This window comes from Streptomyces sp. NPDC001744 (genome assembly GCF_042892575.1).
GTDB lineage: Bacteria > Actinomycetota > Actinomycetes > Streptomycetales > Streptomycetaceae > Streptomyces.
Genome location: NZ_JBIAUG010000016.1, coordinates 87,677 through 101,576 on the forward strand (window position 1 = coordinate 87,677; position 13,900 = coordinate 101,576).

The window sequence follows — 13,900 nt, forward strand, 5'->3', positions numbered from 1 at the left end:
CCGCCCGGCGCCGGGCCCGCCCCGGCGTCAGCCGTCCGTCACCAGGACCACTTCCAGCGTCCGGGGCCCGTGGACGCCCTCGACCCGGTCGAGTTCGATGTCGCTCGTCGCGGACGGGCCCGAGATCCAGGTCAGGGGGCGGGCCGGGTCGAGCCGGGGGAGCGCCAGGGGGACCGAGGCGACCACCTGTTCCGGGGCCCGCACCACACAGAGGTGCAGGTCGGGCACGAGGGTGAGGGCGCGGCGGCCCTGCCCCGGGCCCCCGTCGAGGACGATCGTGCCGGTCTCGGCGATCGCCACCGCGCACCCCGTCACCACCGCGTCGACCGCGTCGAGCGCGTACGGGGTCAGCCGGGGCTCGTCCGTCCGCCGCAGGACGTCGGCGCGGGCGAGCCAGCCGGTGGGCAGGCCGGGCGGGACGACGACCTCGCGGACGCCGCGTTCCGCGAGGATTCCGGCGATCAGCTCCGCCAGGCCGCCGGGCGCGGCGCGGTGGACGTGGGCCCGGTAGTCGGCGAGGTTCTCGTGGAGCAGGTCGAGGACGCCCGCCGGGTCCTCGGCGGTGTGGCGGGTCCGGTAGTCGCGGAGCACGTCGGGGGCCGCGGGCGCGTCCGCGACGGCGGCACGGACACGGGCGAGTACGCGCGCGCGTGAGTCGGTCATGTGCGGTTCTTCCTCCACCAGTCGCGGAACGGCTCGGCGGGCATGTCCGGCAGGTCGCGGCTCTCCGTCCACCGGCCGGTTCCCGGAGCCCGCCGGGGGTGCAGCGCGCGGGTGCGGGAGGCCAGGCGCTCCCCGGCCGCGAGCACGCCCGGGTGGTCCAGTACCCAGGTGGCCGCTCTGACCGCCGCCCTCTCCAGCCGGTGGCCGCCCTCCTCCGCCACCTTCCCCCGCAGGTGGACCAGGACCTCGGGGATGTCGATGGCGACCGGACACACCTCGTAGCAGGCGCCGCAGAGCGAGGAGGCGTACGGCAGGGAGGCGTCGATCCCGCTCGTCGTGCCCCGGAGCTGCGGGGTGAGGATCGCGCCGATCGGACCCGGGTAGACCGAGCCGTACGCGTGGCCGCCGGCCCGCTCGTACACCGGGCAGACGTTGAGACAGGCCGAGCAGCGGATGCAGCGCAGCGCCTGGCGCCCCACCTCGTCCGCGAGGGCGGCGGTGCGCCCGTTGTCGAGGAGGACGAGGTGGAAGGCGGAGGGCCCGTCGCCGTCCGTGGTGCCGGTCCACGTGCTGGTGTACGGGTTCATGCGCTCGGCCGTCGAGGAGCGGGGGAGCGTCTGGAGGAAGACCTCCAGGTCCCGCCAGGTGGGCACCACCTTCTCGATGCCGACGACCGAGATCAGGGTTTCGGGCAGGGTCAGGCACATGCGGCCGTTGCCCTCGGACTCCACGACGACCAGGGTGCCGGTCTCGGCGACCATGAAGTTCGCCCCCGAGACGCCGACCCCGGCCCGCAGGAACTTCTCCCGCAGGTGCAGCCGGGCCGCCTCCGCCAGGTCGGCGGGGGCGTCGCTCAGCCCCTCCGGTGCGGGCTGCCCCCAATTCCCCATCCGTTCGCGGAAGATGTCCCGGATCTCGCCCCGGTTGCGGTGGATGGCCGGGACCAGGATGTGCGAGGGGCGGTCCTCGCCGAGCTGCACGATCAGCTCCGCGAGATCCGTCTCGTACGCGGCGATGCCCTCGGCCTCCAGGTGCTCGTTGAGCCCGATCTCCTGTGTGGCCATCGACTTGACCTTGACCACCTCGGTCTCACCGGTGGCGCGGATCAGCGCGGTGACGATCCGGTTGGCCTCGGCCGCGTCCTCCGCCCAGTGCACGGTGCCGCCCGCCGCCGTCACCGTCTCCTCCAGGCGCAGCAGGTGGGAGTCCAGGTTCCGGAGCGTCTCGTCCTTGATCCGCTTGCCGGCCTCCCGCAGCGCCGCCCAGTCGTCCAGCTCGGCCACCGCCCGCGCCCGCTTGTCCCGGATCGTGTGGGTCGCGTGCCTGAGGTTGGCGCGCAGGGTCGTGTCGCCGATCGCCTCCCGCGCCGCCTCCGGGAAGGCCGGCATGCCGACGAAGGCCGGGCCTGACGCCGACGCGCGCGTCTTCTCGTCGCTCACTGCCAGGGCTCCTCTTCCGTGCTCGCCAGGATCTCCGCCAGGTGCAGCGCGCGCAGCGGCGCCCTCCGCCTGCTCAGCATGCCGCCCAGGTGCAGCAGACAGGAGTTGTCCGCGCCGCACAAGACGTCCGCGCCGGTGGACAGGGCGTTCGCGATCTTGTCGGTGCCCATCGCCGCCGAGACGTCGGGGTTCTTCACCGCGAAGGTGCCGCCGAAGCCGCAGCACTCCTCCGCGCCCGGCAGCTCCACGAGGTCCAGGCCCTTCACCGCCTCCAGGAGCCGCCGGGGCCGCTCCCCGAGGCCGAGCAGGCGCAGACCGTGACAGGACGGGTGGTACGTCACCCGGTGCGGGAAGTACGCGCCCACGTCCGTCACGCCGAGCACGTCCACCAGGAACTCCGTCAGTTCGCTCACGCGGGGCGCCAGTTCCGCCGCCTCCGCGCCGAACGACGGGTAGTGGTGCCGCACCATCGCCGCGCACGACCCGGACGGGGTGACGACGTGGTCGTACCCCTCGAAGGCCCGCACCGTGCGCCGTACGAGCGGCGCGGTCTCCTCGCGGTAGCCGGTGTTGAACTGCGGCTGTCCGCAGCAGGACTGCGCGGGCGGGAAGTCCACCTCCACGCCCAGCCGTTCGAGCAGCCGGACCGTGGCCACCCCCGTCGCGGGGAAGACGGCGTCGTTGACGCAGGTGACGAAGAGGGCGACGCGCATCATGGGTTCCTCGGGGACGGTTCGGTCCGGACGGCGCGTTCCCGGTGCGGTTCCGGCCCGGCCGGCGGGTGGCCGGTGACGGCCGGATCCGCCGGCGCCCGGTCGGTGGCGGTTCCGGTCGGTGATTCCATGATCCCGACGCTACATTTCCCCGGCGCGCCGCAACAGACGGCGTGCGGCGTTCGCGGCGACCCGCCCCGGGCGGGGATCGCGGGGGGCGCGGGGGCACTGTCAGTGGTCACCTCTACCGTTCTCTCCATGACGACGACCTATCTGGAGCTGTCGCAGGACGGCGGCGGTGCCCACAAGTTCTACGAAGTGACCGTCGAGGACCTCGCGGTCTCGGTCCGCTACGGCCGGATCGGCACGAGCGGACAGACCCAGCGCTCCACGTTCCCGACCGCGCAGAAGGCGCAGGCCGCGGCGGCGAAGAAGATCGGGGAGAAGGTCCGCAAGGGGTACGCGCCCGCCGTGCCGGGTGTCCGCGCCGCCCGCCCGGTGACGCGCCGCCAGGTGACCTCGGCGCCCTCCACCGCGCGCGCCGTCGCCCCGGTGCTCTGGCGCTTCCGGACCGGCTCGGCCGCCTTCGGCATCCACGTCGACGAGGAGCGCTGCTGGGTCGGCAACCAGGCGGGGGACGTCTTCACGCTCGACCGCACCGGCGAGGTGCAGGCCCGGTTCAGCCTGCCGGACGGCGTCAAGTGCCTGGTCGCCGACGACTTCTGGATCTACGCGGGCTGCGACGACGGCAAGGTGTACGACCTGTCCTCCAAGCTCCCCTTCGCCGCGTACGACATCGCCACCGACGTCGACATCTTCTGGCTCGACATCCACGAGGGCGTCCTGCACGTCGCCGACCGGTCGGGCCGGCTCACCGTCATCGACCACGAGGACGAGCACCAGTGGGCGCGCGGCGGGCAGGGCGAGCACGCCTGGATGGTCCGCGCGGACGGCGACGCCGTCTACTACGGGGACACGCGCGGCGTCGCCGCCCACGCGCCGGACGGCGGCGGCGAGTTGTGGCACACGGCCACCGAGGGCGGGGTCCTCTTCGGCTGGCAGGAGGACACCGCGGTCTACGCGGGCACGGCCCGCAGGAAGGTGCAGCGGCTCGCGAAGAAGGACGGCCGGGTGGAGGCGGTGTACTCCTGCGACAGCCCGGTGTACTCCTGTGCCACCTCGCCCGGCGGCCGGTTCGTCTTCGCGGCCGACTCGTCCTCCTCCGTCTACTGCTTCGCGGAGGACGGCACCCGGCTGTGGAAGCTGGGCACGGGGGGCGGTTCGGCGCTCTCCATGCAGTACCGGGACGAGCGGCTCTACCTGGTGACCACGGACGGTTCGCTGGTCTGCGTGGACGCGAGCGAGACGGCGATCGAAGCCGCCCAGCAGGGCACGGTCCCGGTCGTCCGGGACGTCAAGCTGGCCGCCGCCCTCCCGGTGTACGAGCCGGCCACGACCGTCACGGCCGTGACCGCCGTCAGCGACGCCCCGGCCGGCGCGGTGGTCGTGGAGTGCGTGAACGAATCGGGCCGGACCCGGGTGCGGGTCGTCTCGCAGGGCTACGAGACCTCGTGGAACGTCCAGTTCCCGAGGGCGATCCGCGAACCCGGGGCGCGGTACGTGGTCGACGCCCTGCACCCCGCCGCGGGCGGCTTCTACCGGGTCCGCGGTGACATCCGGCGGCTGCTGTGACGGACGCGGCCGGGGGCGTCTTCGAGGCGGCCGCGGGCGACGGGCCGCCGCCGTCCGACCCCGAGCAGCGGTCCCGGGAGGTCCGGGCGGCCCTCGACGGGCTGCTCCGGATCAGACGGCTGACCCGGAGCCGGGACGGGGACCCGGCCTCCGTGCCCGCCGACTGGGAACTCCGGCGGCCGGTACGGGCGGTGGCCCTGGTCCTGGAGGCCGGGGGGATCGCCCCCTCGTCCGTGGACGCCGCCGGGAAGCGGAGCGCCACCGGTTACCGCGTACGGGAGGGGGAGCGGCCGGGCACGGCCGTGGTGGAGTGGCTGGGCCCGCCGGGCGCGGGCGCCGCCCGGGAGGAGGCGGCGGCGCTCGGCGCGTGCGTTCCGGTCCTGGCCCGGTTCGGCTGGGAGGCCCTGCTCTACCGGGGCCCGCGCGGGCGCCGCTTCCTGGAGGTGGAGCCGGCGGAACCGTAGGCGGCGGAGGGGACGGGGGCGAAGCCGGGCCCCTGCCGGGAGCCGGGTGGGCGCCGGGGCGGGGCTTTCCGGCAGGGCCGGGCGGCCGGGTCCCGGGTCTTCGGGGCGGACCCCGGTCGTCCGGGGCGGAGGGGACTCCGGACGGCCGGGGCGGGGTCGCGCGCGGGCGGAGCGGAGCCTCAGGCGATCGAGGCGGAGACGACCGCCGCGACCGCGATGTTGCAGGAGGCCGTCACCCAGACCGCCGGGTGGGGCTCGGGGTCGACGAGGGTGGTGCCCAGCTTCCCCGGCGTGACCAGGTCGACCACGAAGAAGGCCACCGCCATCAGCACCAGGCCGAGGAGGCCGAACGCGGCGGTCGAGACGAGCCCCTTGCCGAAGTCGTCGTACGTCGTCCAGATCGAGGTGAAGACGATGCCCCCGATGCCCAGGAGCGCGGAGCTGAGCAGGACCGCGGCGTTGCGGTTGCGGTCCTCCCAGATCTGCCGCCCGAGCTTCCCGGGAGTCAGCAGGTCCACGAGCACGATGCCGAGGATCAGCAGGACCACACCGAGGGCGCCGTAGGCGCTGGTCCGGCCGAGGCCGTTGACGATGTCGCTCATGGGGTGCCGGCTCCGGAAGTTCGCGACCGCGGCGGGTCGTTGGTCGGGGACCGGCAAAATGTAGCGCACGCGTCGACGCCGTCCGCCGTCCGCCCGGACTCCGGGCGGACGGCGGGCGGGACCGGCGTGGTCGGCCGTACGGCGGGACGAAGGGGGACCCGGCCGGGACGGCGGCCCGGCGTCAGGCGCCCGGCGGCAGGTTCTTGGCGCGCGAGCGCACCTGGACGGCCGTGACGATCTCGACCGCGCCGACCGCGACGAGCCAGATGCCGCCGAGGAGCGTGAGCACCGCGGCCGACTCCAGCGGGGACACGATCAGCACCACTCCGGCGAGCGCGCTGATGATGCCGAGGAAGACCTGCCAGCCACGGGCCGGCACGGCCGGATCGGAGGCCGCGGCCACGGTCTGGGTGATGCCCCGGAAGAGCCAGCCGATGCCGATCCAGAGCGCGAGCAGCAGGATCGACTGCATCGCGCCCCGGAAGCAGAGCAGACCGAGCAGGATCGAGAGCGCGCCGCTGATGAAGGCCATGACCCGCAGCGAGGTGCTCGCGTGCGTGCCGAAGGCGGCGACCAGTTGCATCACCCCGCTGAACAGCAGGTACAGGCCGAAGAGCACACCGGCGACCAGCAGCGACGCGCCCGGCCAGACCAGTACGAGGACGCCGAGCACCAGCGCCACGAAGCCCGCGAGGAGCAGGGCCTGCCAGGCGGCGCCCGCCAGCGCGCCGAGGGGCCCGGCCGGAACGGCCCGGTCCTGGAGCTGTTCGTGGGAGCGGTCATGAGTCTGTGCCATGGGCGGAGCCCGTCCTTTCGTGGGGAGGGGAAGGCGGTGCGGGGCGGAACGGGACGGCTTGTGGCCCTCTCACTAAAGCAAAAGCGGACAAATGCCGCAAAATGTGGCTCGTGCGGAGCAACGGGATCCGTCCCGGGCGGCGCGCGCCCCGGAAGGCGGTGACAGTGGGGGACGTACGTGTCCGTCTTCCCGGCCCGGAGAACCTGGAGAACCCCATGGCCCCCTTCAACCGACGCGACCTGGGACTCCTCGTGCTGAGGGGCGGCACCGGAGCCGTGCTCGCCGCGCACGGCGCGCAGAAGCTCTTCGGCTGGTTCGGGGGCGGAGGCATCGAGGGCACCGGCAAGGCGATGGAGGCGATGGGCTTCTCGCCGGGCCGGCGGAGCGCGGTCGCCGCCGGTCTCGGCGAGGCCGGCGGCGGCCTCCTCCTCGCCCTCGGCCTCGCCACCCCGGCCGCCGGCGCCGCCGCGGCCGGCGCCATGGCCGGAGCGGTCTCGGTGCACGCCCCGGCAGGTTTCTTCGCCCAGGGCGGCGGCTACGAGTACCCGGCCTTCCTCGGCTTCACCGCCGCCGCGATCGGCGTCGCGGGCGCCGGACGGTACTCCCTCGACCACGCCACCGGCCACGTCCTCGACCGGCCCTGGGTGGTGGCCGCGGCCTTCCTCGGCGCCGCGGCCGCCGCCGCGGCCGTCGTGGGCCGCCGCGCCCAGGGGCGGGCGGCCTCCGCGCGGGAGTCCTCCGCGCGGGAGTCCTCCGCGCGGGAGTCCTCCGAGCCGGACGCCTCCGAGCCGGGCGCCGGCCCTTCCTGACGGAGGCCGCCCGGCGACCCGCACGCGTCCGCCGCGCGGGCGGGTTAGGCTCGCCGCAGAGGAAGGGACGGGCGCCGCGCATGAAGATCGACCTGACGGACACCAATTCCAGCAAGATCAACAAAGCGATCCTGGAGGGCCGCAGGGACACCGGCACCCCCGCCGTCGGCGCCGTGCTCACCCTCGTCGTCGTCACCGACGAGGAGAACGCCTACGACGCGGTCAAGGCCGCCAACGACGCTTCCCGGGAGCATCCCTCCCGCATCCTCGTGGTCATCAAGCGCCACGCCCGCACGCTCCGCGAGCGGCACGAGACCCGGCTCGACGCCGAGGTCCGGCTCGGCAGCGACGCCGGATCGGGCGAAACGGTTCTGCTCCGGCTCCACGGCGAACTCGGCGCCCGCGCCGACTCCGTGGTCCTCCCCCTGCTCCTGCCGGACGCGCCCGTCGTCGTCTGGTGGCCCGTCGACGCCCCCGAGGTCCCGTCCAGGGACCCGCTGGGCTCGCTCGCGCAGCGCCGCATCACCGACGCGTACGCGGTCGAGGACCCCCTGGCCGCCCTGGAGACCCGCGCCGCCTCGTACGCGCCCGGCGACACGGACCTCGCCTGGACGCGGCTCACCCCCTGGCGTTCGATGCTGGCCGCCGCGCTGGACCAGGCGCCGCTCACCGTGACCTCCGCCGCGGTCGAGAGCGAGGCGGAGAACCCCAGCGCCGAACTCCTCGCCCGCTGGCTCGGAGTCCGGCTCGGAGTCCCCGTCGACCGGGTCGTCACCGACGGCCCGGTCGTCACCGCCGTCCGCATGGGCACTCCGGGGGGCGAGATCCGCATCGACCGGCCCGAGGGCCCGGTGGCCCGGCTCGCCATCCCCGGCCAGCCCCACCGGGTCCTCGCGCTCAAGGTCCGTCCCACCGCCGAGCTGATCGCCGAGGAACTGCGCCGGCTCGACCCGGACGAGGCGTACGAGGCCGCCCTGCGCCACCGCCCCTGACCCCGCCACCGTCCCTGACCCCGCCACCGCCACCGCCCCTGACCCCGCCTCCGCCGCGCACCGCGGTCCGGAACCGGCGCCGTTCGCGGGCGCACCCTACCGGCGCGCCCGCGAACGGCCCCGTCAGGAGCGGGGACCCACCGTGCGCCCGCCCGCCCGGACGGTGATGGCGAGCGCCGGGCAGGAGTCGGCGGCGTCCAGGGCGCGTTCGTCCTCGGGGATCTCCCGGCGCACCGGCTCCGCGGCGGCGCCCTCCAGCCGGTACAGGTCCGGGGCGAGCCCGGCGCACATGCCCGAACCCATGCACGCCTCCCGGTCGACCTCGGTGGTCCAGCCCACCGCGCTCACCAGCCCACCGGCATCTCGCGCGGCCCGCGCACCAGCATCCGGTCCTTCCAGCGCACGTCCCCGGCCAGATGCAGGTCGGGGAAGCGGGTGAGGAGCGCCATGACCGCCTCCTGGAGCTCCAGACGGGCGAGCGGCGCGCCCAGGCAGTGGTGGACGCCGTGCCCGAAGCCGAGGTGCTGGACGCCGGTGCGGGTGACGTCGAGCCGTCCGGGGCCGGTGAACTTCAGCGCGTCGCGGTTGGCGGCGCCGATCGCGACGAGCACCGGTTCCCCCGCCCGGACCAGGGTGCCGCCCACCTCGACGTCCTCGGTGGCGTACCGGGGGAAGGCGGCGGCGCTGCCCAGCGGGACGAACCGCAGCAGCTCCTCGACGGCTCCCTTGATCAGGTCGGGTCGCTCGCGCAGCAGCGCCAGCTGGTCGGGGTGGTCGAGCAGGGCGTGGACGAAGTTCGGGATCTGGCTGGCCGTCGTCTCGTGGCCGGCGACGAGGATGCCCACGCACAGGTCGACCAGTTCCGCCTCGGTGAGCCGGTCACCTGTGTCGCGGGCCTCGATCAGGCCGGTCATCAGGTCGGGCCGGGGGCGGACGCGGTGGTCCTCGATGAGCGCCGCCATGTAGGCGCGCAGCTCCTCGCGGCTGCGCCAGAACTCCTCGGCGGTCAGCGAACTGGTGGACAGCGCCGCGTCGCTCCACACCCGGAACTTCGGGCGGTCCTCCTCCGGCACCCCGAGCATGCGGCAGATGACCGCGACCGGGATGGGCAGCGCGTACGACTCCACGAGGTCGGCCGGCGGCCCGGCGGACTCCATCTCGTCGAGGAAGCCGTGGGCCAGCTCGCGCACCTGGGGCCGCAGCTTCTCGACCTGATGGACCGTGAACGCCTTGGCGACCAGGGTGCGCAGCCGGGTGTGGCCGGGCGGGTCCATGCCGAGGATGCCGGAGTCCTGCTGCGCCTCGGACTGGCGGGGCTCGTCGTGCTTGACGGCCTCGGCGCGGCTGAAACGCCGGTCGCCGAGGACCAGGCGGGCGTCGGCGTAGCGGGTGGCGAGCCAGGCGGGCTCGCCGTACGCCATCCGGACGCGTAACAGCCCCGGACGCTCCAGCGCCTCGACGTACGCCTCGGCGAGGCCGAGCCCCTCGGGCTCGTTGAAGGGATAGACGAGGGGGGTGGGGTCCGCCGTCGCGGTCATGGGGCGCCTCCGGTGGGTGATCGGGTGGTTACAGAACCTAAGGGGGGCGTCCGGGGCGGTCAATGGGGCCGCCCCTCCGGGGAGGGGCACCGGCGGGCGGTCCGCCGCTCCGGCCCCGGCCCGTATGCGGGTGACGTGACGCCCCCTCCGGGCATGGCGCGCGCCGGGGACACGGGTCCGGGCGTACAGGGGGAGTCGCCGGAGGACGGACGGCCCGCCGCCGGGCGGGATCGCGGCTTCCGGCCCCGGCGCGCGGGCCCCGGCGGGCCGGCCCGAAGCCCCCGCGACGGCGCATGGCGACCGGGGGCCCGGGTAGGGGTCCGGCATGGCCGGCAGGAAGCGGTACGCGGTCGCCGCCTCGGGCAGCTGGACCGACGACGAGGACAACCGGCGCCTGCCCGCCGGCGAGGTGCACGCCTGGGAGCCGGGAACGAACCAGACCGTGTGCGGGCTCTCCCTGCACCGCTCCCGGCTCACGCGGCTGTCGCACATCGCGTGGGCCGACACCTTCCCCGAGTCCGGCGGCGCCGCCGACCGGGTACAGCGGGTGTGCCCGCGCTGCGCGTCCGTCGCCGGACGCAGGGGCCCGGACGCCCGCCCCCGGTGGCACCGCGTGAACCCGCGCCCCTGAGCGGGGATCCTCTTCCGGAGGTCTCCACGGGTGAGGACTCGGCCGGTCCTTGCTCCGTTCGGGTTTGGCGGCCCCGTATCCGGACGGGGGTGCGATCAATGGTATGCCGGAAGGAAGAGTCCCCTGCCGGGCAAACGCTTGGGGGAGGTGGCGTCCCACGGGCCGGAGCCCCGTCGGGCGGGGGTGTCTGTGCCGCTTGCCGGTCCGAACGGCCTCACGGACGCGGTTCGGCAGGACCGGGAGGGCCGCGATGCGCCACCGGCGGGACCAGTGACAGCCGGGCCGTCCCTCCGTGCCGCCGGATATGTCGGAGCCGATCGCGACGCGGACGAAGACGACGTGGTGGCGCGGACGTGTGTGCGAGATGCAGGTCGGGAAAGGGCAGGTCGTCGATTTCGGCGGTGGGACGTTCTTCCGCCCGGAAAGCACTATGTTCTGACTGGGTCTGTCGTACGACCCCCAGCATCACCCGACCAGGACCCGACAGGAGCAGGAAATGTCCGAGACCGCACCGGGCCTCACGACACAGCCCACCGCCACCACCTACGAGCTCGGTCAGCTCGTGCCCTGGGCCCAGGAGGGCCGGGTCAGGGTGCCGCACTTCCAGCGCGGCTTCCGCTGGCAGGCCAAGGACGTGCTGCGGCTCTTCGACAGCATCGTGCGCGGCTACCCGGTGGGCAACCTGTTGCTGTGGGTGCGGAAGTCTCCTGCGGAGAAGATCAAGCTGGGACAGCTGGTCATCGAGGCGCCGGCGCACGACGAGGTGTTGTGGGTGGTCGACGGCCAGCAGCGTCTGACCAGCCTCGCCAACGCACTGCACCCCGAGGGCAACAAGCACGAGCCGTTCAACGTGGTCTACGACCTGGCGGAGGACGAGTTCATCGAGGCGCCCCGGTACGGCCTGGAGCCGCACCACATCGATGTTCCCACGCTCTTCGACGGCAGGCGCCTGCTGAGCTGGTTCCGCACTCAGGGGCCGGAGGTGGAGGACTACTACGACAAGGCGGAGGAGGTTTCCACCAAGCTCCGTCAGTACAAGGTCCCCGCCTATCTGGTGCGTCAGGACGACCTGCGTGTTCTGACCGACATCTTCGACCGGATGAACAACTACGGTCGGCGGCTGAACCGAGCGGAGATCTTCACGGCCTTGAACTCCGGAACCGAGGAGGGCTTCGAAGGCCGGCTGAACTTCTCCCGTATCGCGGACAACGTGGCCGCCCGCACCCTGTTCGGGACCATTGATGTCAACACCATCCTCGCGGCGTTCCTGGCGCGGCGGGGTCCGGATCCCATGCGGGACATCCGGACCGAGTTCAGTACCGGGCCCCGCCGCTCGCAACTCGAGTTCGTGGAGGACGAACAGACGGCCTACCGGGAGGCGGAGGAGGCGCTGGTGCGCGCCGTCATGTTCCTGATCGAGACCGCGGGGGTGCCGCACATCGCCCTCCTGCCCTACCGAGCTCAGCTTGTCGTCCTCACGCGGTTCTTCGCACACTTCCCGGAGCCGACGCCCAACAGTCTGCGGTTGTTGAGGCGTCTCTTCTGGCGTCTGTCGATCGCGGGTCCTTCGGTCTTCCGGGGGAGCTTCACCCAGTTCAGCCGCATCCTGAGTAACAAGATCAAGCCCGGGGACGAAGAGGGTTCCCTGCGAGCGCTTCTGGAAACGATGAAGGGCGCTGTATACGCCCGCCCCAACCCGGACCGCTTCCGTACGAACGAGGCCACCACGAAGATCGTGCTCAGTGCGTGGTGGTCCTTGCGTCCCCGTTCCCTCGCCACGGGGACCCCTGCGGACGTCCAGAGCCTGTCCAGCGTCCTCGGTGACGAACAGACACCGGTCGGAGCCACCCCGTATGTCTTCCCCCGCCTCAATGAGCCGGAGGAGAAGGGCAAGCGCCTGTGGGCGGCGAACCGAATTTTCCTTCCGTTCGGTGAGGACCTGCCCTCCGAGGTTTCCCGCATGCTCGTCGAGCCCCGCATCGACCTGGACGAAAACGCCTGGCGGGAGGTTATCGGCTCGCATCTCATCGACGACGCCGCCCTGGACGCGTTGGCGCACGGGAACCGGATCGGGTTCCTCGAAGCGCGCCAGATGCGCATTCATGCTCACCTCGACGACTTCCTCGCCCGTATGACTCAGTGGAACTACGAGGACACGCCGTCCCTCGACGGACTGGACTTCGACGACGAGGACGAAGAGGAGAACGAATCGGAGATCGACTTCTCCGACGACCAGCTTCGTTAGCCGTACAGCGTTCACGTCATCTGAAGGGATGGCCATGGCCGGTCGTCTACCGGAAGTCTTTCACGCCGTGCTCCTCCACGGCGCGCGTGTGGGCACGCTTTGCCAGCGGGGCGACCACACGCGTTTCGTTCTCAATCAGTCCTATATGGAGAACCCCTCCAGGCCAGTGCTCGGCCTGCGTTTCGAAGAGGACCTGACCGGGCCGTACGCCGCCGCCCTGCGGTTGCCCCGCTGGTTCTCCAACCTCCTGCCGGAGGGCCCTCTGCGGGACTGGATCGCCCAGGACCGGGGAGTCTCCCTGGACCGGGAAATGGAACTGCTTGCCCAGGTCGGGCACGATCTGCCGGGCGCGGTACAGGTACTTCCCGCGGAGGGTCCCGACGACGGTTGGGAGTGGAACGAAGCGGGCATCGCGCGAAAGGTCGACGGGGCGGCACGTGCCGCCCGGGGCGAGTCCCCCTGGAGATTCTCCCTGGCGGGTGTCGCGCTGAAGTTCTCCCTGCTGGCCCGGGGCGATCGCCTGACGGTGCCGGTGGGCGGAGAATTGGGGGACTGGCTCGTCAAGTTCCCCGATTACCGCCATCCACGTGTGCCGTGCAACGAGTTCGCGATGATGTCGCTCGCCAAGCAGGTGGGCCTGGACGTGCCCGACGTCAGGTTGGTGCACCGGGACGAGCTGGACGGCATTCCCGACCGCATGTGGCCCAACAAGGAGGAGTGGGCCTACGCGGTGCGCCGGTTCGACCGCTCTCCGCAACCGGGCCGTGCACGCATCCACATCGAAGACTTCGCCCAGGTGAAGGACGTCTACCCGATCGACAAGTACAACTCGTCCTTCGAGACGGTCGCCTCCTTCGCCTACCGCGGCCATGACATGGAAGCGTTGCGGGAGGCGGTGCGACGGATCGCCTTCTCGGTCGTCGTCGGCAATGGAGACGCCCATCTGAAGAACTGGTCGCTGATCTACCGCGACCAGATCACCCCGAGCCTGTCGCCCGTCTACGACCTGGTGTCCACCATTCCCTACACCCCCTCCGACGAGGTCGAGGACCTCGGCCTCAAGCTGGGCGGCAGCAAGCGGTTCGAAGCGGTGAGCGCCACTTCCTTCGCTCGCCTTGAACGCCGCCTCGACCACCGTTTCGGCACCACGGGCGCCGAGCTCGGAGAGATCGCCGTACGAACGGCGGAGCACGTACTGGAGAAATGGCCGGCGCATGAGCACCTGCTGAACGAAGTACCGGACATCCGGCGATCGGTCACCGCCTGGATCCAGGAGTCCGCCGCCCGGATTCAGAAGGGCTCGTCCACGTCCTGAG

General features: G+C 72.7%; 14 protein-coding genes. 7 read left to right on the forward strand and 7 right to left on the reverse strand.

All coding sequences use genetic code 11. The features are described from left to right. Window positions 1-27: 27 nt before the first annotated feature. From ACFYZY_RS19875 to ACFYZY_RS19885, 3 genes are read right to left on the reverse strand one after another with little or no spacing between them, the layout of a single operon-like run. A complete protein-coding gene (locus ACFYZY_RS19875) occupies window positions 28-663 on the reverse strand; it encodes a lactate utilization protein C (RefSeq protein WP_388695688.1) in 636 nt (211 codons plus the stop codon). Then, on the reverse strand, window positions 660-2,051 hold the full coding sequence (locus ACFYZY_RS19880; RefSeq protein WP_388695878.1) for a lactate utilization protein B: 1,392 nt from the start codon (window positions 2,049-2,051) through the stop codon (window positions 660-662). The genes ACFYZY_RS19875 and ACFYZY_RS19880 overlap by 4 nt, the downstream gene beginning before the upstream one ends. 47 nt (window positions 2,052-2,098) lie before the next feature. After that, the gene (locus tag ACFYZY_RS19885; protein ID WP_388695691.1) at window positions 2,099-2,815 is read right to left on the reverse strand and encodes a (Fe-S)-binding protein; all 717 of its coding nucleotides are present in this window, start codon (window positions 2,813-2,815) and stop codon (window positions 2,099-2,101) included. Window positions 2,816-3,073: 258 nt separating this feature from the next. Here ACFYZY_RS19885 and ACFYZY_RS19890 point away from each other — a divergent pair, with 258 nt between their 5' ends. Both ACFYZY_RS19890 and ACFYZY_RS19895 read left to right on the forward strand, forming a co-directional pair. Continuing rightward, complete coding sequence (locus ACFYZY_RS19890) at window positions 3,074-4,507, forward strand: WGR domain-containing protein (protein ID WP_388695692.1); 1,434 nt, start codon at window positions 3,074-3,076, stop codon at window positions 4,505-4,507. Next, the gene (locus ACFYZY_RS19895) at window positions 4,504-4,971 is read left to right on the forward strand and encodes a hypothetical protein (protein WP_388695695.1); all 468 of its coding nucleotides are present in this window, start codon (window positions 4,504-4,506) and stop codon (window positions 4,969-4,971) included. The genes ACFYZY_RS19890 and ACFYZY_RS19895 overlap by 4 nt, the downstream gene beginning before the upstream one ends. Before the next feature lie 179 nt (window positions 4,972-5,150). On the opposite strand, the gene ACFYZY_RS19900 is transcribed toward ACFYZY_RS19895, so the two are convergent. Both ACFYZY_RS19900 and ACFYZY_RS19905 read right to left on the reverse strand, forming a co-directional pair. After that, a complete protein-coding gene (locus ACFYZY_RS19900; RefSeq protein ID WP_388695697.1) occupies window positions 5,151-5,573 on the reverse strand; it encodes a DUF350 domain-containing protein in 423 nt (140 codons plus the stop codon). Window positions 5,574-5,754: 181 nt separating this feature from the next. Continuing rightward, window positions 5,755-6,369 (reverse strand): HdeD family acid-resistance protein, encoded by a 615-nt coding sequence (locus ACFYZY_RS19905; protein WP_388695699.1) that lies wholly within the window; start codon window positions 6,367-6,369, stop codon window positions 5,755-5,757. Window positions 6,370-6,584: 215 nt separating this feature from the next. On the opposite strand from ACFYZY_RS19905, the gene ACFYZY_RS19910 reads away from it, so the two are divergent. Continuing rightward, entirely contained in the window at window positions 6,585-7,178 is a 594-nt protein-coding gene (locus ACFYZY_RS19910; RefSeq protein ID WP_388695879.1) for a DoxX family membrane protein, read from the forward strand. Window positions 7,179-7,258: 80 nt separating this feature from the next. Further along, window positions 7,259-8,170 (forward strand): glucose-6-phosphate dehydrogenase assembly protein OpcA, encoded by a 912-nt coding sequence (gene opcA / locus ACFYZY_RS19915; protein ID WP_388695701.1) that lies wholly within the window; start codon window positions 7,259-7,261, stop codon window positions 8,168-8,170. 123 nt (window positions 8,171-8,293) lie between these two features. Here opcA and ACFYZY_RS19920 read toward each other — a convergent pair whose 3' ends face one another. Further along, on the reverse strand, window positions 8,294-8,518 hold the full coding sequence (locus tag ACFYZY_RS19920; RefSeq protein WP_388695704.1) for a ferredoxin: 225 nt from the start codon (window positions 8,516-8,518) through the stop codon (window positions 8,294-8,296). Continuing rightward, window positions 8,515-9,708, reverse strand: a complete 1,194-nt coding sequence (locus tag ACFYZY_RS19925; RefSeq protein WP_388695706.1) for a cytochrome P450 — start codon at window positions 9,706-9,708, stop codon at window positions 8,515-8,517. Before ACFYZY_RS19925 ends, ACFYZY_RS19920 begins: the two co-directional genes overlap by 4 nt. Window positions 9,709-10,033: 325 nt before the next feature. On the opposite strand from ACFYZY_RS19925, the gene ACFYZY_RS19930 reads away from it, so the two are divergent. The 3 genes from ACFYZY_RS19930 (at window position 10,034) to ACFYZY_RS19940 (ending at window position 13,899) form a co-directional block, all read left to right on the forward strand. Next, a complete protein-coding gene (locus ACFYZY_RS19930) occupies window positions 10,034-10,339 on the forward strand; it encodes a hypothetical protein (RefSeq protein WP_388695708.1) in 306 nt (101 codons plus the stop codon). 496 nt (window positions 10,340-10,835) lie between these two features. Then, window positions 10,836-12,584 carry a DUF262 domain-containing protein gene (locus ACFYZY_RS19935; RefSeq protein WP_388695710.1) on the forward strand — a complete coding sequence of 583 codons (1,749 nt, stop codon included), beginning with the start codon at window positions 10,836-10,838 and terminating at the stop codon, window positions 12,582-12,584. Window positions 12,585-12,612: 28 nt separating this feature from the next. After that, window positions 12,613-13,899 carry a type II toxin-antitoxin system HipA family toxin gene (locus ACFYZY_RS19940; RefSeq protein ID WP_388695713.1) on the forward strand — a complete coding sequence of 429 codons (1,287 nt, stop codon included), beginning with the start codon at window positions 12,613-12,615 and terminating at the stop codon, window positions 13,897-13,899. Window position 13,900: the final 1 nt, after the last annotated feature.

What these genes read in the sequence shown, in the direction of transcription:
- ACFYZY_RS19875 (WP_388695688.1), bottom strand. Translation starts at nt 663, where the DNA reads ATGACCGACTCACGCGCGCGCGTACTCGCCCGTGTCCGTGCCGCCGTC.
- ACFYZY_RS19880 (WP_388695878.1), bottom strand. Translation starts at nt 2,051, where the DNA reads ATGCCGGCCTTCCCGGAGGCGGCGCGGGAGGCGATCGGCGACACGACC.
- ACFYZY_RS19885 (WP_388695691.1), bottom strand. Translation starts at nt 2,815, where the DNA reads ATGCGCGTCGCCCTCTTCGTCACCTGCGTCAACGACGCCGTCTTCCCC.
- ACFYZY_RS19890 (WP_388695692.1), top strand. Translation starts at nt 3,074, where the DNA reads ATGACGACGACCTATCTGGAGCTGTCGCAGGACGGCGGCGGTGCCCAC.
- ACFYZY_RS19900 (WP_388695697.1), bottom strand. Translation starts at nt 5,573, where the DNA reads ATGAGCGACATCGTCAACGGCCTCGGCCGGACCAGCGCCTACGGCGCC.
- ACFYZY_RS19905 (WP_388695699.1), bottom strand. Translation starts at nt 6,369, where the DNA reads ATGGCACAGACTCATGACCGCTCCCACGAACAGCTCCAGGACCGGGCC.
- ACFYZY_RS19910 (WP_388695879.1), top strand. Translation starts at nt 6,585, where the DNA reads ATGGCCCCCTTCAACCGACGCGACCTGGGACTCCTCGTGCTGAGGGGC.
- opcA (WP_388695701.1), top strand. Translation starts at nt 7,259, where the DNA reads ATGAAGATCGACCTGACGGACACCAATTCCAGCAAGATCAACAAAGCG.
- ACFYZY_RS19925 (WP_388695706.1), bottom strand. Translation starts at nt 9,708, where the DNA reads ATGACCGCGACGGCGGACCCCACCCCCCTCGTCTATCCCTTCAACGAG.
- ACFYZY_RS19930 (WP_388695708.1), top strand. Translation starts at nt 10,034, where the DNA reads ATGGCCGGCAGGAAGCGGTACGCGGTCGCCGCCTCGGGCAGCTGGACC.
- ACFYZY_RS19935 (WP_388695710.1), top strand. Translation starts at nt 10,836, where the DNA reads ATGTCCGAGACCGCACCGGGCCTCACGACACAGCCCACCGCCACCACC.
- ACFYZY_RS19940 (WP_388695713.1), top strand. Translation starts at nt 12,613, where the DNA reads ATGGCCATGGCCGGTCGTCTACCGGAAGTCTTTCACGCCGTGCTCCTC.